Below are 23,532 nucleotides of genomic sequence, written 5' to 3' on the forward strand. Positions count from 1 at the left end.
CTTCGCCGAGATGGCCACCGAACTCATGCGACGCCAGCACAGCCAGATCTCCGAGACGCCCTCCAGCAGCGCACTGAAGAACCGCATGCGTCGCTCCCACCATGCCCACGAACGCTTCCTGGAAATCCTCGACACCGACACCGACACCGACACCGGCGAGGACGCCCAGACGTACTGGCGCGACCACCTGCAAGCCATCGGCAAGTACTACGAGAAGCGCTCGAACACCCCCATCGAACTCATCCCCTGAACCGAGCCGACCAGCCACCCGGACAACTCGCCCGCCCCCGACGCAACCGCACGCACCACCGGTCGATCGTCCGGGGCAACCCTCGGATGGCCCGACGCGGGGGCTCGACTCGACGCGAAGGGCAGGCGGCCGGTGGAAGGGGGCGACCGCCTCGTCCGGTCAGGAGTCCGGCAGCGTGGCCGTGACCAGACCAGGTCCGACGGTCACGCCGGAAGAGTTCTCCGACAGCATCTCGATGGCCACGTGACCCACGCCGTCCTCACGCCAACGCCTGACCACGGTCCCGTGCACCTCGACGGTGTCGCCCGCGACGTTGAATCGCCCCATCCGAAAGTTCGAGAGGGCGCGGATCCGGCCGGCGAGTCCGACGTACTCACGGACCGCTCGTTCCCACATGCCCTGGAGGAACAGGGTATTCGCGTACATCTCGGGCGCCCCGGTGGCACGTGCGTAGTCACTGTTGTGGTGGATCGAATTGAAGTCGCGATTCGCGCCCGCCTCGACCACGAGGCGATAGACGCTGATCGGGAACGCCAGCGACGGCAGCCGATCGCCCTCCGCCACCTCGTTCCACGTGCGCTGACGGCTCCAGTCGACGTCAGACTCGCGCAGCCGTGGCCGGTCGCTGCGGGACCGGGTTGCGGGCGAGGCGGGCTGCGCCCTGTCCGCGTCGTTCGGAACGTACGAATAGGTGCCGGTGCGGACCCGGGCCACCCGTTCGTCACGCTGATTCCGGATATCGCTCTCCCAGGTCATGAAGGCGCCGCGTCCGACGCTCGTTTCCTTGGGAACGCAGCTGACCAGTGTCGCTCCTCGACGGTGCAGGCGATCACCGACGTAGGCAGGACGTAGCCAGTCCATCGCGATGTCGGTCGCGAAGAACCCCGTGCACTCCGGTTCCAACCCGGTCTTGCGGCCGCTCACCGGAGATCGGTCCGGTTGCGCGTCTCGTGCCGCGACCGTGAACACAGGCGGCTCGCCAGGGCGCCAGATCGGCGGCATCGAGAAGGTGATCAGGCTGGTCAGCGGCGCGACCACGTCGCGGTAGCCGTGCTTCCGTGCCACGGCGGCGTCGAAATGCAGCGGGCAGGAGAACTCCAACGGCTCGACGAAGCGACGGATGAGGCCGCTCTCGATCCGATCAGCGCCCTCCACCGGCGGATCGGTGTCGAAGTCCGTTCCCACTGTGTCGGCGACGACCTGCCAGTCGCGGCGCCAATCGTCTTCCATCGAGCTACTCGTCTCTCCTTCAGAGGCGCAGGTCACGACCTGGCGGGGAGGAGCGCCCCTCGATCGAGGAAGCGCCGCGATGTCCCCTGCGCTACGGCCGCACGCCGTAGCGCGGCTTGGGACCCAGGTCATGCGACAGGCGGGGGATCGCGGTCTCCAGGTAGCGGATGATGACGTGTCTGGTGTCCCGTGGGTCGATCAGCTCCTCGACCCCGAAAGCCTCCGCGATCGGGAAGACGCTCTTCATCAAGCGGAGCCTGTCCTCGATCTCGGCCCGCTTCGCATCCGGATCTGCCGCGTCGTTGATGACCCGACGGTAGGCGGCCTCGACCCCACCCTCGATCGGGATCGAGCCCCATTCGCCCGAGGGCCAGCCGATGCGTAGTCCGAGGCGGGCCGGTGTGCTGGTCGCGACGCCGGCCATGCCGTAGCAACGCCGGACCTGAACGGTCACCAGAGGAACGGTGATCTGATGGGCGATCCACAGGGCCCGCATGCCCGAGCGCAGGACTCCGGCGGCCTCCGCCTGCGGACCCACCATGAACCCGGGTACATCTGCGAAGTTGATCAGAGGGATGCGGAAGTAGTCGCACATCTCGATGAAGTGGGTCATCTTCTCCGACCCGGGAACGTCCAACGCGCCGCCCTGGACCATGGGGTTGTTCGCGACGACCCCCACGACGTGGCCATGCATCCGCGCCAGGCCGACGATCAGCGACCGCGCATACAACGGCTTGATCTCGAAGAAGGATCCTTCATCGACGACGAGGCCGATCAGCTTGTGCATGCTGTACGCGCGCTTGCGCTGGCGCGGGATGATCGACAGCAACGCCTCCTCGCGCCGGTCCGGCCGGTCGTTCGGCTCCTCGTACGGAGGAAGCTCCCAGACGTTCTGCGGCAGGTACGACAGGAATCGCCGCATCTGCGCGAAGCAGTCCAGCTCGTCCGTGGCGAGGTTGTCCGCCACGCCGCTCTGCCGGACGTGGACGTCCGTGCCGCCGAGGTCGGACTTCGAGATGTCCAGCCCGATTGCCCGCTTCACGACCGGGGGGCCGGCCGAGAACAGCTCACTCCCCTCGATCATGCAGTTCCAATGGGTGAGCAACGCGTACGCGGCGACGCCACCTGCGACCGCGCCCGCGATCCCTGCGATGACCGGGACCTTGGCCAGCAGCCCGAGGTTCCTCGACCAGTCCCCGCTGTTCGGGATGTAGGAGCGACCGAGCTGATCCATCGCAGCCACGTTCGCGCCTACGCCGTCGAGCATCTGCACGAACGGCACCCGGTATTCCTCGGCCATCTGAACGGCGAAGTGGCGCTTGCTGCGCTGGCCCGGCACTCCCCCCTGAGCCGATCCGCCGCGGACGGTGAAGTCCTCCCCCGCCACCACGACGGGACGCCCGTCGATCTTCGCCAGGCCTCCCACGTAGGGCTCCGGCGTGAACCCGGACATGACACCGTTCTCGTACGTGGCTGACCCGACCAGGGCGCCGAACTCGTGGAACGAGCCGGGATCGACGAGACCATCGATGCGCTCACGAATGGTGAGGCGTCCGGCCGCGTGCTGCCTGGCGACGCGTTCGGGACCGCCCATCTGCATCGCGAGGGCGCGTCGACGGTCGATCTCGGCGACCTCCGGAGACCAGTCCGTGATGGCCGGATCCTCATCACCCGAGCGAGCTCCGCCCAGTGTTCGTTGTCCGTCGTCGACCCGGCTCACGGCACCTCGATCAGTAATTGAGTGACCTGTAATGCTCTCGCAGCCGAAGGCTTCCACCGTGCGTCGCTGCAGTCAAGATTGCGCCGGCTCCCACGGGGTGTGGGTTCCGCACCGGGGTGCGAGTCCGGTATCGGGCGTCCCGGGCGCGTGCCGTGCGAGGTCCCCGTTCCCGCGGCCCAGATCACGCTGCTGCAATCGATTGCAGGCGGATCCGGGCTGCACGCGGACGGGCCGGAGCGGCGTCCCGGGCTCCCTGGCAGGATCTCGGATCAACAGCGAGCGGCTCGGAGTGTCGACCCTCACCGACCGCAGAATCGTGTGCCGTCGGGCGGCAGCGCTGGAGCCGCGGCCGCGACACAGAACACTCATCCGCGCTGATCTGCCTCCGCGTCACTGATCGACCGCTTGTCCTGGCGGGTGGCCACGCCACTGCTCGACCGAGCAGAACCCGCGCTCGACGACGTTGCGGTTGCGGCGGTCGAGGGCGTCGAGCGCGGGCGGACGACCACCGCGAGAACCTGGGCGTGTGCGGTGTCCTCGGTGGTCAGCCGGTCCAGCGACGATCCGCCGCGACCGCAGGTGCCCGCGAGGAGCAGGTCCTGTCCGCGCGCATCCCGTCGGGTCCGGGGCCGCCCGGCACCGGGGCGGGCGAGGCTCAGGTGCGCGAACATCGGGGCGTCACCCGCCTGGCCGGGGCCGACGAGTACGACCAGCGGTAGCCGTGGCCGTCGACGAGCTGAAGGGTCTTCGGCGACAGCCGCCCCGGGCCCAGGGCGTGATCAGCGGGTTCGGCCGGCGGATCCGAGTCGTTCGACCCTCCCCTGTGCCCGAGGTGAGGTTCGTGCCGATCAGCTACCGCCATCGGTGCGGACTCCTGTGGCCACCCGGCGGTCATCGCGGAACCGGCGGCCACGGCGACCCGTCGACGAGGGCAGTGATGACGCGATCACCGCCCACTCGGCGTCGGTGAGCAGGGCAGTCCGCGACACCGAGCGGGCTGCGTCCCGCGAATCCTGCACCAGGCACGTCCGTGCCCACGGCCAGGGAGCGGCTGCCGGCAAACCGCCGCCGGCCGCTCCCGAGGCGCCGCCCGGGCCAGGACCTAGAAGACGAGCACCCCGCGAGTGTTCACGCCGGCGTGCATGTCGGCGTAGCCCTCGTTCACCTCGTGGAGGGGGTAGGTCCTGGTGACCATCTCGTCGATCTTGAGGCGGCCCGCCCGATAGAGCTTGAAGATGCGGGGCAGGTCGTCGTAGGTGTGCGTGAAGCCCCAGACGTTCCCGCCGAGCGTGCGGCCGTACATGAGGAAGGCGCTGACGTTGATCGGGATGTTGCGTTCCCGCCACGGCACGACACCGGTGACCACCAACTTGCCGCCCTTGGCCACCAGATCGCTGGCCATGCCGATGAGGGTGCCGGGCACCACGCTCGCAGTGAGGATGACGGACTCGGCCATCACGCCTCGCGTCTCCGTCGCCAGGATCGCCCCGGCCTCCTCGAGGGTGGCCACCGCGTGGGTGGCGCCGAACCGCATCACGGCATCGCGTCGCGGAGCCAAGGGATCCACCGCGATCACGGAGGCGGCGCCGGCGATGACCGCGCCCTGCACCGCACCGACCCCGACACCGCCGACCCCCACGACGACGACGGTGTCGCCCGGTCGCACGCCGGCGACGTTCACGGAACTGCCGTAGCCGGTGGCGATTCCGCAAGCCACGATCGCCGCCACCTCGAACGGGATGTCGTCGTCGATCTTGATGACCTGGGTCTGGGACATCACGGTCCACTCGGCGAATCCGCCCACCTGGGCGTAGCTGCCGATGCCGGTGCCGTCCTTGGTGAAACGGTAGTGGCCCTCGGGGGCGTGGCCCTTCATGACGAAGGCGTTCTGGTCGCACAGCGCGCCCCTGCCGGTCGCGCAGTAGGCACACTTGCCGCAGAACGGCGTCGCCACCAGAACGACCCGGTCGCCGACCTGCACCCGGTTCACCGCCGGGCCGATAGCCCGCACGATCCCGGAAGCCTCGTGCCCGCCGACGACCGGCACGGCCGAGGGGGCGTCACCGGTGATGTTGTGGTCATCAGAGTGACACAGCCCGCACGCCTTGACCTCGACGAGCACCTCGTCGCCGATCGGGTCAGCCAGTTCCACCTCCTCGACCGTCCACTTCTGGCCGATTTCCCACTGCACGGCCGCCTTGACAGATCGAGGCACTGTGTTCACCCCTGAGGTTCGTTGACGATGTGCCGCCCGAGCGGCCCGATGATGAAGTTCCCGTACGAAGCTGGTTTCGTGCCCGACCGTCCGTCGGCGCCCCCTCGGCGTGGGGCTGCGCGCAGTGGCGACACACCGATCAGCGGGCGGCCGCAGTGGTGGCGTCGGCGACCCGCGCGGTCGCCTCGTCCGGTACCTGCGCATCGAGCGGCTCGAACACGAAGCCCCGGTAGCCGTCGGTCACCACCTCGTCACAGATCTTGCGGTAGTTCCCCACTCCACCCAGGAACGGCATGAACACCCGCGGCTTGCCGGGGACGTTGGCGCCCATGTACCACGACGCCGCCGTCGGGTAGAGCGTCCGCGCCGCGACCGCGTTCACCGTCGACACCCAGTCGTCCTGCGCATCCACGGTGGCGACGACCGTGGCCAGGTTGTGGTCGCGCATATGGGCGAACAGGTCGCTGAACCACTCGATGTGCTGCTCGATCGAGACGAACACGTTGCTGATGACGGAGGGACTGCCCGGACCGGTTGCAAGGAAGAGGTTCGGGAAGTGCGCGACCGACAGGCCCAGGTAGGTCCGCGGCCCCGCAGCCCACTCGTCGCGCAGGCGCACCCCCTGCTCTCCGACGATGTCCATCGCGAGCAGCGCACCGGTGATGGCGTCGAAGCCGGTCGCGAAGATCAGGATGTCCACGTCGTAGTGCGCGTCGGTGGTGTTCACACCGTCGCGGTCGATGCTGACGATCGGCGTCGTCCGCACATCGACGAGGTCGACGTTGTCCCGGTTGAACGTGTCGTAGTAGTTGGTGTCCAGGATGATCCGCTTGGTGCCGATGGGGTAGTCCTGGCGGGTCAGCAGGTCCGCGCGCTCCGGATCCTGCACGATCTCCCGGATCTTGCTTCGGACGAAGTCGGCGACGATGTCGTTGGCCGCCTTGTCCGTGGAGACATCGGTGTAGGTCAAGGTCACCGGCCAGCCGAGTTCCCAGTACCTCTCGAACCTCGCCTGCCGCTCCTCCGGCGTAGCCTCGAAGACCGACTTCTCGGCCGGCGGGAACAGCAGTCCGCCCGGAGAGTGCCGCGTCTGCTCGCGCCGCGCCCGATAGGTCGCCTTGACCTCGGCGGTCTCCTCCTCCGTCAACGGCCGGTTCCGAGCCGGCACGGAGAAGCCGGGCGTGCGCTGGAACAGCGTGACACTGGCCGCGGTCTGGGCGACGACCGGCAATGTCTGCACACCCGAGGACCCGGTGCCGACGATGCCCACTCGCTTCCCGACGAAGTCCACCGCCTCGTGCGGCCAGGTCCCGGTGTGCAGCACGCGACCGGCGAACGTGTCCACACCGTCGATCTCCGGCGCTCGCGGTTCGGACAGACACCCCGTGGCCATGACGCAGAACCGGGTACTGATCGTTCCGCCGTCGGCGAGCTCGACGACCCACCGGCCCTCGTCCGCCTGCCACTGCGCGCCCACGACCGCCGTGTTGAGCCGGATGTCCTTCAGGAGGTCGAACCGCTCCGCCACGTGCTCCAGGTAGGACAGCACCTCCGGCTGCGACGGATACCACGTGCTCCACTCCCACTCCTGCTCCAGCTCCGGCGAGAACGAGTAGGAGTAGTCGAAGCTCGGCGCGTCCACCACCAGGCCCGGGTACCTGTTCCAGTACCAGGTCCCGCCCACACCGCCGCCCCGCTCCACCACGACCGCATCCAGCCCGATCTCCCGGGCCTTGTAGAGCTGGTACAGGCCCGCAGGACCGGCCCCCACGATCACGAGGTCCTTGACCAGGGCGCTGTCCCCATCCGGAGCGTCCCTCGTTGCAGTTGAGCTGGCCATGTCCATCCGCCTTCATTGCCGTAGGTGTTCAGTCGCCGTGGCGAACCCCGCCCACCCTCGGGAGCACGCGGGCCCACATCAGCGGACAGGTCCGTCGCCGGCGCGGTGAGCGAGCCCACACATTCCTGGCGAACCCGGCCACGCGGGTCTTCGCCGGCCCGCGCGCCGGCGAAGACCCTTCGGGACTGCGGCTCGAACGGTGGCCACCGCTCCGGCACGCGGTCCCTGCCGCCATGACTAACGTAACGAGGTGGACCTGGTTGTCAACCCCGCGCAGAGTGCAGGCGCCGCCCCGGAACGGATTTGAGTGTCATCTGTCGATGGGACATCGTGCTGGCGGAGTTCTTGCGCAGCCGCTAGGTTCCCTGGGCACGTGCCCCGCCCGGGTGTGCGGGCGCCCCCTTCGGGCTGCCGCAGATCACCGCCGCCGGCGACGGCACTTCCTGATGACCGGCCGTGTGTCCGGGCCGACATCTCCTTCCCGAACCGGACAGAAGGGGACGCCGAAGATGACCTTGGACGCCGCCTCCCAGGCCCTGATCGACCAGATTGCCGCGCGTGCTGCACCCAGGCTGTACGAGTTGCCGCTCGACCAGGCGCGTGCCGCCGCCGGGGTGTCGATGGCTCGAACGGAGCGATCGGTAGCCGAGGTCAGCGACGTGACGATCGACGGGCCGGACGGGGGATTCGGCATCCGGGTGCTCCGTCCGCACGGCCGGTCCCGCGCCGTGATCGTCCACTACCACGGAGGTGGCTGGGCCCTCAGCTCCGCCGCCGCCTTCACCGCATTCGGCACCGAAGTGGCGGCGCGGACCAACTGCCTCGTCGCACTCGTGGACTACCGCCTCGCGCCCGAACACGCCTTCCCGGTTCCCGTGGAGGACGCCTGGAGCGCACTGCGCTGGGCAGCGGAGCATCTGACGGTCGACTCCGGACAGCGCCTCCCGCTGCTGGTCTCCGGTGACAGCGCCGGCGGCAACCTGGCCGCCGTCGTCGCCCAACGCGCGACCCGACATGGCGCGCCGCCGCTGGCCGGGCAGCTGCTCTGCTACCCCGTGACGGACTGCGACCTGGACCGGGACGGGTACCTGGATCCCGCCAACCAGCTACTGCTGGATCGAGCGAGCATGGAGTGGTTCTGGAGCATGTACCTGCCCGACGTGGCCCTTCGCCGCGATTCCGAGGCTTCACCTGGGCGGGCACCCGACCTGAGCGGTCTCCCGCCGACGGTGGTGATCACCGCGGAACACGACGTGCTGGCGGAGGAGGGCGAGGCCTACGCCGACCGGCTGCGTGACGCAGGGGTCCGTGTCACTCATCGACGGTTCGAGGGGCAGATGCATTCGTTCTTGTCGATGGTCGGAGTGCTACCCGGAAGTGCAGCCGGGTTCGACTTCATCGAACGCGAAGTCGACGCGATGCTGCGGAACGCATTGTGAGAGGGGCGAGGCGATTCATTCCTCGAAGTGCGCCGAGAAGCCGCTCAGCACGCGCATTCCGCGATACGGTTCAGGCGTGAGCAACACACGGGAACAGAGTCGCAAGGTTGTCGAGGACTACATCAAGGCGAGAAGGGCACGCGATCGCGCCGCCCTGGAAAAGCTGGTGGACGTCGAGGCCGTCACATTCAATTATCCGTCGGCCCTACCGTACCCGAGCACCTGGGTCGGCTTGTCAGGAATGGACGAGCTCATTGCCGCACAGGCGGCCGCATGGTCCGTTCGCTCCGCAGAGACGGTCGGGCTCTATGCCGACGACGACATCGCCGTCCTCGAGGTACGAATGAGCCTTGTCCCGACCGGTGAGAGCACCGCGGTCGACGTCGCGGTCCTGGAGAAGTACGTCATCCGCGACGACAGGATCGTATCGATGACCGCCTTCTACGACGACCCCACCCTCGGCGGGCACGAGGCCCGGCCACCGCATCACCCGGACGACAAGGCGCAACCGGGTGACAGGTGACTGGATGACGGGGTAGGACGGCGCCTCGACCATTCCACCTGCGAGGGCCCGCCTGCGAGGTGCAACATCTCGTGGGCGGGCCGTCGTGTCAGCAGAGGCACAGCGACGTCCTCGCACGGTCGGACGTGCGGCCAGGCCCGTGATCGGACGACAGGCGAATCACCTCGCGGCCGCTACCACTGGATCGTGGCACCCGCCGGAATCGTCCCGACCAGCCCGCCGTCCTCCAGCGCGGCGAACTCGGCCTCACTGATCCCGAGCAGGCCACACAGGACCTGCTCGTTGTGCTGTCCGAGCATCGGCGCAGGCGAACGGTGGAGCGGCAGTGGCACGTTCGACATTGCTGCCGGATGTCCACCGACCTTGATGCGCCCCACCAGCGGGTGGTCGAGGTCCTGCCAGAAGCGCCGCGCGTCCAGTTGGGGGATGTCGTCCAGCTCGTGGGGCATCAGCACCTTGGCCACGGGGACGTCGCTTTCCCACAACGTGCCGACGATGTCATCGCTCGCGCGCATCGCGCACCAGGCTGCGAGGGCCTCGTCCAGCTCGGGCTGATGCGCGCAACGGCCGCCCGCCGTGTGGAAACGCGCATCCTCCAGCCAGTCCGGCCGGTCGAGGACGCGGCACAGCGACGTCCACTGTGCGTCGTCGGAGACCGCGATGGCCACCCACCGGCGGCGTGTGCCGTCCTCCTCGTCAGCCGCGAGGTACAGGTTCTGCGGCGCGATGACGGAGCTCGTGTTCCCGGTCCGGCGAAGGAGATGTCCGTGGGCGGTGTACTCCGCCACCTGTTCGGCGGCGAGGTTCAGCGCCATCAGGATCATAGGGGCCTCGACCAGGCCGCCCAGGCCCGTCTTGCGGCGGCGTACCAACGCCTCGATCAGACCGACCACGGCGTGCGCACCCGACAGGGGATCACACAGACCATTCGGCACGATGGGCGGAGAATCCGGATGTCCCGTCAGCCATGCCATGCCCGAGGCCTGTTCCAAGGTCTGGGCATAACCGGTGAAGTCACGCCATGGGCCGGACAATCCGAACCCGGGCATCCGTACGACGATGAGACGAGGGTTGACCTCGTGCAAGTCCTCGAACGTCAGATCCAGATTGTCCAGAACACGCGGGCTGAAGTTCTCCACCAGGACGTCGCACTGCGCAAACAATTTCAGCGCGAGTTCGCGGCCCCGGGCGCTTGAAATGTCGAGGGTCACGTCGAGCTTGTTGGTGTTCAGTCCCTGATACATCGGCGACCATTCCCACCAATCGGCCTCCGTCAGTGCGCGGACCGAGTTGTTGCGGATCTGGTCGGGCCGGCGGGTCGATTCCAGGTGAATGACCTCGGCCCCGAGCATCCCCAGGAAGTGAGACATGGACGGCCCCGCCCAGAACTGCGTCAGATCGGCGACACGGAGACCCTCGAAAGGCAGCGACGGCGCGTGCGGCTCCGCGTCCCCCGTCGTCCGAGGTGTCGTCTCCGCCGCGCGCACCTGCTCCGTGTGCTGACCGAGGCGCGGCGCCGGCCCCGGTTCGTATGCCGAATCACCATCGATGCGAAAACTCCGGCTCGGCTGGACGAACGTGCCGTCCGCACTGCGCACGAACGCATTGATCGCCGAGAAGTGCTCGATCGTCGTCACCGTCTGGCCGTTGCCGATCGGCGCTACCGGGATGCGCAACGTCGAGGCCAGCTCGACGATCTCATCGGTCGTACGCGCCGCGCACCACGCCTCGATGCCCGCATGCACCTCGTCCGCGCGCGCGTTGCGCTTGGTCAAGTACATCAAGGACTCGTCCTCGAGCCAGTCGAACCGCTCGACGAGGACACAGAAGTCCTGCCACTGCTGCCCGGTGATGATCATAAACCCGACGAGGCCGTCCTTCGTCCGCTCGATGCCCGGGATGTTGACGTAGGGAACCGACTGGAACGGCTTGCCCGCCATCGAGCGATAGGTGACCGGATGCAGGGCATGCGTCGTCGCACTGGTCTCCAGGATCGAGACGTCGATCAGGGCACCGAACGGGTCGCCCCCGAGGAGCGTGGCGAGCGCCGCGGAGGCGGCGTAGGTGCCCGCGGACCACGCGTCGACCTCTCCGCCGACCGCGACCGGGGGCTGCCCCGGGTTCCCGCGCTGCCCGAGCCCGCCCGCCCATGCCTGGATGGTCAGATCCGTCGCTGCCCGGTGCGCCCAGGGACCGTGCAGGCCGAACGGACTGATCGCCACCACCGACGTCGCCGGGAACCCGGCGCGGATCGTCTCCGGATGCAGGGCCTCCACCTTCGCCAGCGCCGAGTCCGAGGACCACACCACGACGTCCGCGGCAGCGATCAGCGACCTCACGAACTCGACGTCCGTGGGTAGCTGCGGATCCACCAGGACGCTCGACTTCGACGCGGCGAGCAACCGGAAGAGCGGTGAGTCGCCCGCGTAATCGCGTCCGTGGTTCCGATGCCGCAGGAAGTCCCCGGTACCGGTCTCGACCTTGATCACTTCGGCACCGGCGTCGGCGAGCAACTTGGTGCAGTATCCACCGGCGATGCCCTCGGACAGGTCGATGACCCGTCGGTCGGCGAAGGGCGAGCTCAGTGGGTCGGACGTGGCTCGGCCCGTCATCGGGAGACGACCTCCGGAGTCGCAGGGCCGAAGGTCGGGACGAGCGTGCCGTCGCCGTCACTCGTCGGCTGCAGAACAACCTCCAGGCCGACCTCTACCGCGCCGGGCTCGATGCCGACCAGCCGCGTCAGGAAGAGCGGCCCGCATTCGAGGCGAACCACGGCCAGGACCCACGGCGTCGGAAGCGCGTCGTGGCGGTGCACGACGCTGAAGCTGTAGACCACTCCCCTCCCGGTCGCCTCACCCCACTTCCACGACCCGGCGCAGTGCGTGCACACGATGACCGGAGGGAAGAAGGTGCGTCCACACTCGTCGCAGGTGGGCACGGTGAGGACGCCCGCGGACAGAGCGGCCCAGAACGGCGCGGTCACAGCGTTCGCCTGCTCGCTCACTTCCCGAACACCGCCATCTCGATGTGGTTCGCGCCCGATCCGGCGTTCGTCGCCACGGCGACGTCGACGTCGCGGTCGACCGGGTTGACCGCGGTCCCCCGCAACTGCCGGATGCACTCGATGACCTTCAGGGTCATCTGCTGCGTGCCGTTCCAGGCGAAGGCCAGGCATCCACCGTCCGGGTTGACCGGGGCCGAGCCGTCGCGGCCGATCGCGCCACTCTCGACGAACGGGCCGCCCTCCCCGAACTCGCAGACACCGAGCGTCTCGAGATGGTGGATCACTTCGAACGACGTGGCGTCGTACAAGCAGAACACGTCGACGTCCGACGGCCGGACGCCCGCGAGCCCGAACATCCGGCGCGCTGCACTCGTGCCGACCTCGCGCGCTTTCGTCAGGCTGGGCGGCGCGACATAACCTCCGTCTCCGAACCCCATCCCTCCGCCGAGCAGCTCCACAGCTGGTTGACGCAGGTCCGGCCGCCGGTCCGCGGCCACGAGCACGACTGCAGCCGCGCCCTCCCCCACCAGACAGCAGTCGAGGAGATGCAGCGGTTCGGCGACGAAGCGAGAGGCCAGGACATCCCTCACCGCGTACGGCCCACGTTCGAACATGATCGCTTCGGGGTTGACCGACCCGTTGTTGCGGATGGTCGCAGCAACCGTCGCGAGCTGCTCGGGAGTTGTTCCGAACTCGTGCATGTGCCGCTGGGCCACCAACGCGAACTGCGCCATGACGGAGGCCCCGGTCCACGTCACGAACTCCGTGACCGCCCCCGGATCGACGTTCGAGGTGTAGGCCCCCGACTGACCGCCTCCGACGACGGCGACATCGCACAGGCCGGCTTGGATCGCCGCTGCCGCCTTGAGGACTCCGCGGGCTCCTGCGTTGTCCAGCTGCGCGGAGCCGACCCACGCGAGTTCGTGACCGATCACCGGCGCCCAGGAAGCGCAGTCGCCGACCAGCCCCCCTGGCCCCGGCCAGTCCACCGCGACCCCGTCGACGTCACCGAGCTCCAGTCCGGCATCGGCGACAGCGCCTCGGACCGCCTCCAGGATCAGCTCGAGCGACGTCGCCGGCGCGAGGGAGCGCGCCTGCCGGGTCGCATACACCCCGGCCACGAGGACGTTCCGCCTTCGTTCAGATGTCACTGCAGCAAGTCTTTCTTCCAGGGTCCGAGTTTGCGCTCGGGCGCGCGTCTGGCAGCCGAACCGAGCTGCAGCGCCACGGGATGAGCGTCACCGAACCGAACGTATCAGGTCAACCTGGTAAACTACTGACGGACTTTCCGGATCCCGCGCAGGACGCAGGCCGGCCGTGGCTCTCGGAAATCCGGCCTCGGAACCCGGTAGCGGCGCGACGGAGGACCGGCTGCGCGAGCCGTTGGTGCGAGCCGGTGCACGCCGCACCGCTCGCCGCGCGACACTCCGCGCTGCGTCAGATGGTGCCGCCGTCGCGTAGTTCCTGGATCTGCCGGCTCTCGTAGCCGAGCTCGCCCAGAATCTCTTCGGTCTGTTGGCCCCGCTCCGGCGAGTGTCGCAGGATCTCGAAGGGCTGCCCCTGCACCATCACCGGCGACCCCACGAAGGTGAACGGTCCCGCGCCGGGGTGCTCCGACTCGACCAGGATCTCGCGGGCCCGGAGCTGCGCGTCCGACAACAGGTCCGTGATGCGGTTCGTGGGCCCCATCGGGATGTCGTGGCTGACTGCGAGGTCCATCCACTCGTCGAGGGTCCTCGAGGCGAAGATGTCACTGACCTCCTGGCGGAGACCCGGCACCAGGCCCCAGTCGGCGGGACGCGACGAGTCCTTGTGCACCAACAGGTCCTCCCGGGCCACGGCTCGGCAGAAGTTGTCCCAGAACTTGTGCTCGATACCCGCGAACAGGACGACGCGATCGTCCTTGGTGCGATAGTGCGTGTACTTGGACGTCAGGTCGGGATCGATCAGCTTCGTCCCCTCCAGCTGACCCCGATCGGCGATCCGTTCGAAGTTCAGGTTGGTCACTGCCGCGACGTGGCCGGCGGCGATCACCGCATCCGATCCCGCCGCATCGAGACGACATCCATCACCGGTGCGGGCCCGGTGCACGAGCGCGGCGAGGATGTACATGGCGGCATAGGCGGCCGCCGACGCGCTGGCGTCGCCACCGCTCGTCGTCCCCTCCCACACGTCCTCGTTCGGCGCGTCCACCACCCATCCACGCTCGTCCACGGCCACCGGGATCGCACCGGCGAGCGCGTTCATGAGGAGGCCGTGCGTCGGGACGGTCGCGTACGGGCCGTTGGAGCCGAACCCGGTGAACTGGAGGTAGACGATGTCCGGTTTCGCCCGCCGCTGAGCCTCGTAGCCGATCCCCAGCTTCTCCGCCTGTCCGGCGACGAAGCCGTCGATGAAGACGTCGGCGGTCGCGAGGAGCTCGTAGAAGACCTCCCGGCCCCTCTCCTGCTTCAGGTTCAGCGCAACGCTGCGCTTGTTCCTGTTGCACTCCATGAATGCGGGGCTGTGATGCGGTGTGACCTGCCCGAGGAAGTCCCGCAAGTAGTCGCCCACCGTGGGTGATTCGATCTTGATGACGTCCGCGCCCAGGTCCGCGAGATGCATCCCTGTCGAGCCGCCCAGGAGGATCCCTGAATCCAGGACCCGGACTCCTTCTAGCAACGTGCGCACAGCGCCTCCAGGTGATCGGGTCCACAATGGGCGCGCGGACGACTCCGGCCCGCGAACGGCCCCGCTTCGGCACGGCCCGGGCCGTCGTCGGGGGCCGTGCCCGGGCAACCTGCTGCGTGACGGTCGCGACGAGACGACTCGTCACCGTGGGCTGCAGTGGTCGCGCCGGGCCACCCGTCGCGACAACGTGCCCGCCGGCCGGCGATCAGTTCCACCGCGACCTCGCCGCCGACGCGCCGCCGGTCTCTCCGTGGCGGCCGAACCCGCAGAACATCTCCGCCTCATGGTGCTCGCGGGCGTGGACGCCGGCGACCGTCGGCGTTGCGGTCCCGGTCGTCTGGTCAGGCATGCGGTACCGCCTGCCACCTGCGGCCGAGCACCCGACCCGCCTGCAGTCCGGGGAAGTGGGGGCCCACCGCGGCGGCTCCCGAGCTGTCGATCTCCCGCCACAGCCACTCGCGGGTCTGCCGGGCCAGCAGCGGATCCACGTCGGTGGCCGCGCTCCAGTCCACTGCGGTGAGCTGCTGAGGGCAATAGATCGCGTCCCCGAGCAGCATGGCTCGCTCGCGTCCGTCGTGGACCACGAAGACGGTGTGGCCGGGGGTGTGTCCCGGGGCGGGCAGCGCGGTCAGGCCCGGAACGATCTGCCGCTCCCCCTCGATCATCGTGACCCGCCCCCGCTCGGCCAAGTCGCAGAGCGCCTGCCGAACCCAGGGTGGCGGTCCGTAGTTGGCTGCGTCGATGAAGTGGTCCCAGTCGCCCTGGGCGATGTACACCTGGGCGTTCGGGAAGGTCACGCCGCCGCGCTTGGTGGCCACCCAGCCGACATGGTCGGGGTGCAGGTGGCTGAGGGCCAGGTGCCGCACGTCCTCCGGATGAGTCCCCAGGGTGGCCAGCTCGTCGAGCAGCGCGCCCCCGGTCATGATCTCGGGCTTGGGGAATCCGTGGGCCAGCCCCGCGTCGATGAGCAGCGGCTCGTCGCCCGGCATGAGGAAGGCGCCGATCGGCAGCCACACCTTGCCGTCGTCGGAGAGGAGTTCGGGGTGCTCGCGGCCGTCACCGAGGAAGTTGCGCGGCATGCGGAAGGCCCCGTCCTTCACGGAGAGAAGGCGGTGGCGGCCGATCGACAGCGGTGACGTCACGACCGGTCACCCCGGTCCCACGACAGTCGCCACCCGGCGGAGACCACCCGCCCGGCGGCGTCCGCCGAGCGTGCCACGGCCCCGGAGCCAGGCCGGAAGTGAGCCACGACCTCCTCGCGGCGACCGGTCATGTCAGTTGTCACAGGCGCACTCCTCCCAGACTTTGTCGGGCGCCGCGCCATCGCGACACCTCGGTGAGCTCCACGACCGTCCTCGAACGCCGTGGCCGGCTGCGGTAGGGCGCCGAGGCCGGCTCCTCGCCTCGGGGCTCGACGGTGACGTCGGCGAAGCCCGATCCACCTGGACGACGAGGCCGCGGATCGTTTCGCCCGCGGCGTGCGCGCGGAACCCTCTTTCAGCTCTTCGAGCGTGTACCGCCCGGTGGCGCAACTCGGCGCACGACGCCGCCGCCGTCACAACCGGAATAAGTGTACCTATTAGGTCACTGCCCTGTCAAACGATCAATGCTCGGCCATGTATCACACGGCGCTGCGGGGCCGGCCGCCGACGCCCTTCTGCCGCTGACCAGCCGCCCCGCCCTCGTCGAGAAACCCACTGTCACCAGGCAAGTTCGGGTGAGCGCGCGCGCGGAGCGCTTGCACTCGACGGATGGTCGTCACGCCACCGGGCGCCGCTGCGACCCGCACCCGCCCGGATCCCCGGAGGCAAACCTACTGAGATCGTCTACGCAGAAACGGGATGAGTACGCTAATCTCCCGCTCGTGTCATGAACAACGGGCCCCTTGAGCGCGCTCGGCGGCGGAGGAGGTTCCCCTCGCGCCGAGTCGCGGGGGGGGAACCACGGAAGTGTCACCATCCGGCACCGGGAGACGGGCAGCCGCCTACCCGGTCCCGGCTCCGGCGTCGTCGGCGGGCGTCGCCGGGCCGTGGTGCAGGTGGGCTCGTCGCGCGGGCGATCACCTCACGGCCGGCCGCATGCACGCCCCGTCGAAGGCATCGAAGAGCTCGCGACGTGCGTTACCGCACGCCCCACCCGACCACACGTCGACATCAGGAGGACTCGTGCCAGTACGGATCTCACGGCAAGGTCCCGCGGCGGTCGTCACGCTCGACTGGCCACAGAAGCGCAACGTTCTCGGCCCTCCCCAGGGCCGAGAGCTCACCGACGCCCTTGTCGAGGTCGGTCACGACCCGGACGTCAAGGTCGTCATCCTGACCGGGAACGGCGCTTTCAGCGCGGGCGGCGACCTCACCGCGCTGCGCGAGCTCGCCGCCCGCGGCCCCGCCGTCGTCCGCGACAACATCTACGGCGTCTTCCAGAAGCTCATCACCACGCTCGTCGGCCTGCCCGTGCCGACGATCGCTGCCATCGACGGTCCCGCCATCGGCATCGGCCTCGATGTGGCGCTGGCCTGCGACCACCGCATCATCGGCCCGAACGGCTGGCTCGCCCAGGGCTGGGCCGCGCTGGGCCTCATCCCGGGGACCGGCGGCGTCTCCCTCATGCAACACGTGGCCCCCGGTGCCTTGTGGACCACGCTCGGCTCGTCGGAGCGCATGACGCCCAGCGGGGCCGAGCGGCTCGGTCTCGCCGTGGCCTCCTCCGGCGGTGCGCTGAGTGCTGCACATGTCGACGCCGACCGACTCGGACGGCTCCCCCGGGCCACGCTCACCGGCTACGTGGAGCTCAGTCGCGCCGAACTGCGCGAGCGGCTGCCCGGGCACCTCGAAGCCTGTCTGCGGCTCCAGGTCGACCTCGTCGCCTCACCCGACTTCCTCGAACGGACCAGCCGTTTCGCGAGCCCGACATGACCCGCAACGGTCGCTGAGTCGGGTGAATAGATCTCCTCTATTCACCCGCACTCGTGAGCGTTCACCGTGATCGACGTGCCGGGCCGCCCGAGCGGAGTGACCTACCACCGACAGGCGCCGCCTCCCTCACCTGAACCGACGCAAGGGGCCGATCGTCGTCTCCGTCGGACGCAGAGCCCTCGCACGTAGCGTCAGGTCACCGATCAGATCGGACCGCGAATGCCCTTTAAGGCGCCTCAATTCGTCCCTATGCTGTGGGCTCGACCCACTGTGCAGACACCACGGGAGTCATCATGATCAAGCTGTTCAGCACCGACGACCACCTGCTCGAGCCGCCGGAGCTGTGGCAGACCCGGCTCCCGGCGAAGTACCAGGACGTCTGTCCCCGGCTGATCGAGGACGAGGACGGGCTCAAGTGGCTGGTCGAGGACCGCCAGGTGAGCATGCCGTTGCGGAACGAGTTCGTCGGCGGCCGCCAGGACGACGCGCCCATGGGCATGCAGGAGCAGCCCCTCCGCCGCGAGGACCTCCTGCCGGAGTACTACGACGCCAGCGCCCGCGCAGAGGTGCTGCGAAAGGACGGCCTCATCGGGAGCATCTGCTTCCCGACGCTGCCCAAGTTCTCCGGCACCCTGTTCCTGGACTTCAAGGACAAGGAACTCGCCGGCGAGTGCGTCGGCGCCTGGAACGACTTCGTGTTCGACGAGTGGTGCGCGGCGGAACCCAGCTTCTACGTCCCCATGACGCTGGTGTCGCTGTGGGATCCGGAGCGGGCAGCCCAGGAGATCCGTACCAACGCCGCCCGCGGTGGCCGCGCGGTGTCCCTGCCGGAGAACCCGGTCCCACTCGGCCTCCCGTCCTTCTTCTCCGAGTCGTGGGACCCGATGTGGCGGGCGATCGAGGAGACCGACACGGTCGTCTGCATGCACGTCGCCACGAGCGGCCAGCTGACGTTTCCCTCGCCGGAGATCCCGTGGAGCGCGGCGATCATCCTCGTTCAGGCCAACGCGGCATCCTGCTTCATCAACCTCCTGTTCAGCCCGATCCTGCGCAAGTTCCCCAAGATCCAGTTCGTCCTGTCCGAGGGCGGCATCTCCTGGGTCCCGGCGCTGCTCGAGCGCGCGGACCGCATGCTCGAGATCCACACCCGGTGGGACGACGGGGCGAGGATCGAGCACACGCCGACGGAGATCTTCCAGCGCAACTTCACCGCCTGCATGGTGGTGGAGCCGGTGGCGGTCGAACTCCGGCACCGGGTCGGCATCGACCGCATCACGTTCGAGACCGACTTCCCGCACGCCGAGACCACCTACCCGAACACCCAGCCGCAGGTGGAGAAGCTGTTCGCGGGCGTCCCCCAGGACGAGGTCGAGGCGATGGCCTCGGGCAACGCCATGCGGCTGTTCCGTTGGACCTGATGCCCTGCTGACACCGGGCGACCGGAGGGGCCCCCGACCATGGGGGTAACTCCGGTCGCACCGACGTCCGGTGCCGGCCCGGTCGGCGATCCCCTGCTCCGGCATTTGTCGGGGACCCTCCGACACGACGACACGAGGACTCAGCAGATGCGGTTCGCCGTGCCGACCGGCGCGGGGGTCCGCCACGAGCCATCGCCCGGGGCCGGCCGGTTCCCGCTCGTAGTGGATCGCGCTTGTCCCGGATCCCCCCGATCCGGCGGACCCTGCACCGAAGCCTGCGCCGACCGCGGAGCACGAACGCCACAGCTGATCGGGCGGCCGGCGGGTTGCCGCTGCGCGCTCGGCAGCTCGGTCTCGCGAACGACGCCGGCTCCCTGCACGCACGCCGGGCCGACGACGTGGTGCACCTGCCAGGTGCCGGGCCCGCCGCCCATCTCGATGGGCCGCCGTCCGTCGGGGCGGCGGCCTCGGCCGGCGTGGACGCCATCCACCCCGGTTACGGATTCTCTCTCCGAGAGTGCCGGGCCGGCCCGGCGCTGCGCTGATGCCGGCCCTGACGTTCGTCTGACCAGGTGCGCGCACACGCCCGTGCCGAGTCCGTGGGTGTCGCGGTGCCGGTGGACCGGCGAATCTCGGCCCCGACGCCGCGGTGATGGTCGAGGCAACGGCAGGCCGCGGCCGACATGCGGCCCTGGCCGAAGCCAGCTCGCCGGGCCGCGGACGGCCGTGCGTCGGAGGCACGGGCCGCGTTCGGGAGCTGCACCGTCTACATCGAGCAGCCGCCGATCCGGGGGCCGCCACATCGAGGTTCAGATCGCCGGCGACGGTGGAGGCGGTCTCGTTGGGCGACCGTGGCTGCAGCAGCGTTGCCGCCAGCAGCTAATCGAGATCGCCCCCGCACCTACGCGGACGCCGGCGCTGCGCGAGACGCTCGCGCGAGCTGCTGTCGACGTGACCCGGCCGGCCGGCCGATGGTGCCGGACGGGTGGACCATCACACCCTTCGAGCTCCGGGCTCGAGGTCCCCGCAGGCGGCTCCCGTCGGTCGTTCCCAGCCCGTGGTCGCCGGGTCGTCGAAGGTCCACCACAGCACACGACCCGTGGAGACGTCGAACAGGGCGATCAGACCTGCGGAGCCGACGACGACGGCGGCGCCGCACTCCTCGATCACGTAGCGGAGCTCGGTGGCGGTCAGGTGCATGTCGACCGGCGTGTAGTGCAGGCCCGCGCGCCGTGCCGCCCACGCCGCGACGAGGTAGTCGACTCGGTCGGGCAGGACGAGTGCGATGTGGTCGCCGTGACGGAGACCCACCTCGGCAAACCAGGCGGCCAGGGCACGGCTCCGCTCGTCGAGCTGGCCGCAGGTGGGCTGACGACTCGAACCGGCCCCGACGATGGCGGGGCGTCCCGGATCGACGAGCGCCCGGTGGGCCGGTGCGGACATCAACGGTCTCCTATCGGTCGAGACATCGGCGGCCGCCGGACGCATCGCCGCGTGTGCGACTACCGGGGCAGGCCTAGGACGCGCTCGGCGATGATGTTGCGCTGGACCTCGTCGGTGCCGCCCGCGAGAGCGGCACCCGGCGTGCCGAGCAGGTGCTTTGCCCATGCGAACGTGCCCCACTCGCCGCTGTCGGCGATCAGATCGCTCCCGAGCAGCAAGGACGCCAGATCGTTGAGCCGCTTCATGGAGTCGCTGCGCAGCAGCTTCGACACCGACAGCTCCGGGCCCGGCTCCCGCCCTGCGCGTACCTGCGCCAACGCGCGCTCACCCACGAGCTCGGACGCCGTGACCTGCTCGTACAGCTCGGCGATCCGTTGCTGGACGACCGGGTCGCCGGCCCGCCCTCGACGACGGGCCAGCGCGATCAGCAGTCGCACGTGGCGGAGCAGGCTGTCGGCGCCACCGGAGCCCAGGTTGGCCCGTTCGTTCAGCAGCGTTGTGACCGCGACCGCCCAGCCCGCGTTGACCTCGCCGAGACGGCGATCGTCCGGCACGAAGACGTCGTTGAGGAAGACCTCGTTGAAGTGCGCACCGCCCGTCATCTGGCGCAACGGTCGGATTTCCACGCCGGGGGACAGCATGTCGATCAGGAACGCGGTGATCCCGCGGTGCTTCGGTGCCTCCGGATCGGTGCGGGCGAGCACCTCACCGACGTCGCTCACGTGGGCGCCGGAGGTCCACACCTTCTGGCCGTTGAGCTTCCAGCCGCCCTCGACGGGCACGGCCCTCGTCTGCACCGCCGCGAGGTCGGACCCGGCCCCCGGCTCGCTGAAGAGCTGACATGCCGCGATCTCGCCCCGGAAGATCCGGGTGACCATCTCCCGACGCAGGGAGTCCCGGCCGTGCGCCAGCACGGTGGGCCCGACCATCCCGAGCGCGAGAACGAGCGGGTTCTCGTCGGGCACCTCGTAGCGAGAACGCACCTTCCAGTAGGACCACTGGAACTCGTTGTCGAGTCCACGGCCGCCCCATTCGACCGGACCGGTGATCCACCCGAAGCCGGCGTCGAACTCGAGGGCCCGCCAGGCCTTGGCCACCCGCACCTCGGCCCGCGCCTCCTCGAGTGTGGCGTCGGTGAGCGAGGAGACCGCGTCGGAGCCCACACTCCATTCGGCGCCGGACTTCCGCAGCGGAACGTGGGCGCTGAGGAACGTCTCGGCGTCGGCCTCGAAGCGTTCCAGCTCGTCCTGCTCGACCATTCCTCAGACCTCGGTTCGGCCGGCCGAGCACGCATCGGTGCCGGCGCGCGCGGTCCCGGAACCAAACCGCCGGTCCATGCTCATCGCTCTGCCCTCCAGGTTCTGGCCCGCGCCTCACCGCACGGTCGGCAGCGGACGAGACCGACCTGCCGCTACGTCGGACCGGGCGACCCTCGAGGCGGACCACCCGTCCGGCACGGCATTCGCGGCTTCTCTGCTACGCCTCAACCTAGTTAACCACATGTACCATGTTGTGCAAAGTTCGTGCCCGGGACGCCTGTGGTGGCGTGGCCGACGGCCCATTCCCGGAGTCAGGCGAAGGTCCCCCGCGCGACGCGCGCAGGCGATCCGCGGGCACCTGCGGTCGCGGCGGATCGTCGCGGTCATCGCTGAACCGGCTGACCACCAGGACACCGCACGCGCCCGGGTTCTCGCGTGGTCGTCCGCCCGCGATCGACGCCCTCGACCATGCAGCTCGACGCCTGCCCGGACGGAGTCGGCGAACCTTCAGGCGCGGGGTACGGACCTACCGCTCGACCTGTCCGCCGCTACCCGCGATGCCCTCGCCCCTCCGCCCACGTCCCGAGCATCAGGCCAGCAGACCGTAGCCGCCGTCGACCTGGATGACCTGCCCCGTCACGTAGCGGTAGTCGCTCGACAGCAGGCTGACAACGACGGATGCCAGCTCGTCCCGGGTCGCCAGGCGGCGCAGTGGAGTGCGCTTGCGGACCGTGTCGATGATCTCGTCGAGTGCCTCGATCTCGACGGTCACCGTCTCGCGCCCGGTCACCCCCGAGCCCGTGCTGTGGTCGGCGTGGTCGGCGTCCCCGGCGACCAGCTGCGGGGACACCCCGTTGACCCGGATCCCCTTCGGCCCCAGCTCGGCGCCGAGGTAGATCACCAGCGCATCGAGCGCCGCCTTGGCCGGGCCCAGGATCCCGTAGTAGCGGGCGTAGCGGAACGCGCCCATGGCCGACACCGTCACGACGGAACCCTTCGCGTCCTGGAGGTCGGGCAGCCCCGCCCGCACCGCCTCCAAGGTGCCCCAATAGTGCACGTCGAACGCGCGCTGGTACTGCTCTCGGGTCGTCTCGAGCACTCGCCCGACCATGACAGGCACCGCTGTGAAGACCATGGAGTCGATCCGCCCCAGGGCCTCTCGCGCCGTCTCGACCATCTCGACCGCGGCTCGAGCCACGTCTCCCCGGACGAGGACGGGCTCCGGACCGACGGCCGCCACGGCCTCGGCCGTCTTGCGGGCCGCCTCCTCGTTCGCGACGTAGCCGATGGCAACCCGGGTGCCACGCGCGGCGAGGCGCAGAGCCGTCGCTGCGCCCATGCCACGACTCCCCCCGAAGATCAGCGCGGTCTCCGGGTACGACGGCAGCGCTGTGGGTTCGGTCATCGCGGGACCCTCTCTCGTAGGACATCACTCGTCGCCAGGACCCGCCTGCGAGTGCGCGAGGAGCGGCCTCGGAGGCACGACCGACAGATACATAATAGTTAGCTAGGTTCTATCTAACACCGAAACGTCGGGCCGGCGCGCCGTCTCGACCACGCAGACGAAGCCGACGCCGGGCCCGGGGAAGCGTCCGACGCACTCGCC

General features: G+C 69.3%; 20 protein-coding genes. 7 read left to right on the forward strand and 13 right to left on the reverse strand.

Translation table 11 applies throughout. The features are described from left to right. Positions 1-250: hypothetical protein (locus TOK_RS32880; protein ID WP_172457753.1), on the forward strand; the 250-nt coding region annotated here is incomplete at its 5' end. Between the two features lie 159 nt (positions 251-409). Here TOK_RS32880 and TOK_RS33555 read toward each other — a convergent pair. Beyond that, positions 410-1,480: a MaoC family dehydratase N-terminal domain-containing protein gene (locus TOK_RS33555; protein WP_216362089.1), complete on the reverse strand. Its 1,071-nt coding sequence runs from the start codon at positions 1,478-1,480 to the stop codon at positions 410-412. 91 nt (positions 1,481-1,571) lie between these two features. After that, positions 1,572-3,257: an acyl-CoA carboxylase subunit beta gene (locus tag TOK_RS24305; protein ID WP_216362090.1), complete on the reverse strand. Its 1,686-nt coding sequence runs from the start codon at positions 3,255-3,257 to the stop codon at positions 1,572-1,574. A gap of 467 nt (positions 3,258-3,724) precedes the next feature. Here TOK_RS24305 and TOK_RS24310 point away from each other — a divergent pair, with 467 nt between their 5' ends. After that, on the forward strand, positions 3,725-3,919 hold the full coding sequence (locus TOK_RS24310; protein ID WP_098960312.1) for a hypothetical protein: 195 nt from the start codon (positions 3,725-3,727) through the stop codon (positions 3,917-3,919). A gap of 383 nt (positions 3,920-4,302) precedes the next feature. Here TOK_RS24310 and TOK_RS24315 read toward each other — a convergent pair whose 3' ends face one another. Next, positions 4,303-5,415 carry an alcohol dehydrogenase catalytic domain-containing protein gene (locus TOK_RS24315; RefSeq protein WP_172457754.1) on the reverse strand — a complete coding sequence of 371 codons (1,113 nt, stop codon included), beginning with the start codon at positions 5,413-5,415 and terminating at the stop codon, positions 4,303-4,305. Between the two features lie 139 nt (positions 5,416-5,554). Further along, positions 5,555-7,255: an NAD(P)/FAD-dependent oxidoreductase gene (locus TOK_RS24320; protein WP_098960807.1), complete on the reverse strand. Its 1,701-nt coding sequence runs from the start codon at positions 7,253-7,255 to the stop codon at positions 5,555-5,557. 509 nt (positions 7,256-7,764) lie between these two features. Between TOK_RS24320 and TOK_RS24325 the strand changes: the two genes are divergently transcribed. Continuing rightward, positions 7,765-8,694 (forward strand): alpha/beta hydrolase, encoded by a 930-nt coding sequence (locus TOK_RS24325; RefSeq protein ID WP_098960314.1) that lies wholly within the window; start codon positions 7,765-7,767, stop codon positions 8,692-8,694. 76 nt (positions 8,695-8,770) lie between these two features. Beyond that, a complete protein-coding gene (locus tag TOK_RS24330; protein WP_172457756.1) occupies positions 8,771-9,217 on the forward strand; it encodes a nuclear transport factor 2 family protein in 447 nt (148 codons plus the stop codon). Between the two features lie 173 nt (positions 9,218-9,390). On the opposite strand, the gene TOK_RS24335 is transcribed toward TOK_RS24330, so the two are convergent. The 6 genes from TOK_RS24335 to TOK_RS24355 all read right to left on the reverse strand — a co-directional run bounded on the left by TOK_RS24335 (position 9,391) and on the right by TOK_RS24355 (position 16,033). Beyond that, positions 9,391-11,829 carry a CoA transferase gene (locus TOK_RS24335; RefSeq protein WP_098960316.1) on the reverse strand — a complete coding sequence of 813 codons (2,439 nt, stop codon included), beginning with the start codon at positions 11,827-11,829 and terminating at the stop codon, positions 9,391-9,393. Then, a complete protein-coding gene (locus TOK_RS24340) occupies positions 11,826-12,221 on the reverse strand; it encodes a Zn-ribbon domain-containing OB-fold protein (protein ID WP_172457757.1) in 396 nt (131 codons plus the stop codon). The genes TOK_RS24335 and TOK_RS24340 overlap by 4 nt, the downstream gene beginning before the upstream one ends. Further along, positions 12,218-13,342 carry a thiolase family protein gene (locus TOK_RS24345; protein WP_253258614.1) on the reverse strand — a complete coding sequence of 375 codons (1,125 nt, stop codon included), beginning with the start codon at positions 13,340-13,342 and terminating at the stop codon, positions 12,218-12,220. The genes TOK_RS24340 and TOK_RS24345 overlap by 4 nt, the downstream gene beginning before the upstream one ends. Before the next feature lie 316 nt (positions 13,343-13,658). Further along, positions 13,659-14,891 carry a CaiB/BaiF CoA-transferase family protein gene (locus TOK_RS24350; RefSeq protein ID WP_216362091.1) on the reverse strand — a complete coding sequence of 411 codons (1,233 nt, stop codon included), beginning with the start codon at positions 14,889-14,891 and terminating at the stop codon, positions 13,659-13,661. A gap of 205 nt (positions 14,892-15,096) precedes the next feature. Continuing rightward, entirely contained in the window at positions 15,097-15,240 is a 144-nt protein-coding gene (locus TOK_RS32885; protein WP_172457758.1) for a hypothetical protein, read from the reverse strand. Further along, on the reverse strand, positions 15,233-16,033 hold the full coding sequence (locus TOK_RS24355) for an MBL fold metallo-hydrolase (RefSeq protein WP_098960319.1): 801 nt from the start codon (positions 16,031-16,033) through the stop codon (positions 15,233-15,235). The genes TOK_RS32885 and TOK_RS24355 overlap by 8 nt, the downstream gene beginning before the upstream one ends. Before the next feature lie 1,023 nt (positions 16,034-17,056). Here TOK_RS24355 and TOK_RS24360 point away from each other — a divergent pair. From TOK_RS24360 to TOK_RS34440, 3 genes are all read left to right on the forward strand, one after another. Next, complete coding sequence (locus TOK_RS24360; protein ID WP_172457759.1) at positions 17,057-17,806, forward strand: enoyl-CoA hydratase/isomerase family protein; 750 nt, start codon at positions 17,057-17,059, stop codon at positions 17,804-17,806. A gap of 293 nt (positions 17,807-18,099) precedes the next feature. Continuing rightward, entirely contained in the window at positions 18,100-19,224 is a 1,125-nt protein-coding gene (locus TOK_RS24365; protein ID WP_098960321.1) for an amidohydrolase family protein, read from the forward strand. A 326-nt stretch (positions 19,225-19,550) separates the two neighbouring features. Beyond that, entirely contained in the window at positions 19,551-19,769 is a 219-nt protein-coding gene (locus TOK_RS34440) for a biotin carboxylase N-terminal domain-containing protein (protein WP_374754932.1), read from the forward strand. Between the two features lie 448 nt (positions 19,770-20,217). On the opposite strand, the gene TOK_RS24375 is transcribed toward TOK_RS34440, so the two are convergent. The 3 genes from TOK_RS24375 to TOK_RS24385 all read right to left on the reverse strand — a co-directional run bounded on the left by TOK_RS24375 (position 20,218) and on the right by TOK_RS24385 (position 23,331). Continuing rightward, positions 20,218-20,667 (reverse strand): AMP-binding protein, encoded by a 450-nt coding sequence (locus TOK_RS24375; protein ID WP_172457760.1) that lies wholly within the window; start codon positions 20,665-20,667, stop codon positions 20,218-20,220. 59 nt (positions 20,668-20,726) lie between these two features. Next, positions 20,727-21,926, reverse strand: coding sequence for an acyl-CoA dehydrogenase family protein (locus TOK_RS24380; protein WP_098960323.1), 1,200 nt, complete (start codon positions 21,924-21,926; stop codon positions 20,727-20,729). A 589-nt stretch (positions 21,927-22,515) separates the two neighbouring features. After that, positions 22,516-23,331 carry an SDR family oxidoreductase gene (locus TOK_RS24385; protein WP_098960324.1) on the reverse strand — a complete coding sequence of 272 codons (816 nt, stop codon included), beginning with the start codon at positions 23,329-23,331 and terminating at the stop codon, positions 22,516-22,518. Between the last annotated feature and the right edge of the window lie 201 nt (positions 23,332-23,532).

This window comes from Pseudonocardia sp. N23 (genome assembly GCF_002583555.1).
In the GTDB taxonomy this organism is placed as follows: domain Bacteria; phylum Actinomycetota; class Actinomycetes; order Mycobacteriales; family Pseudonocardiaceae; genus Pseudonocardia.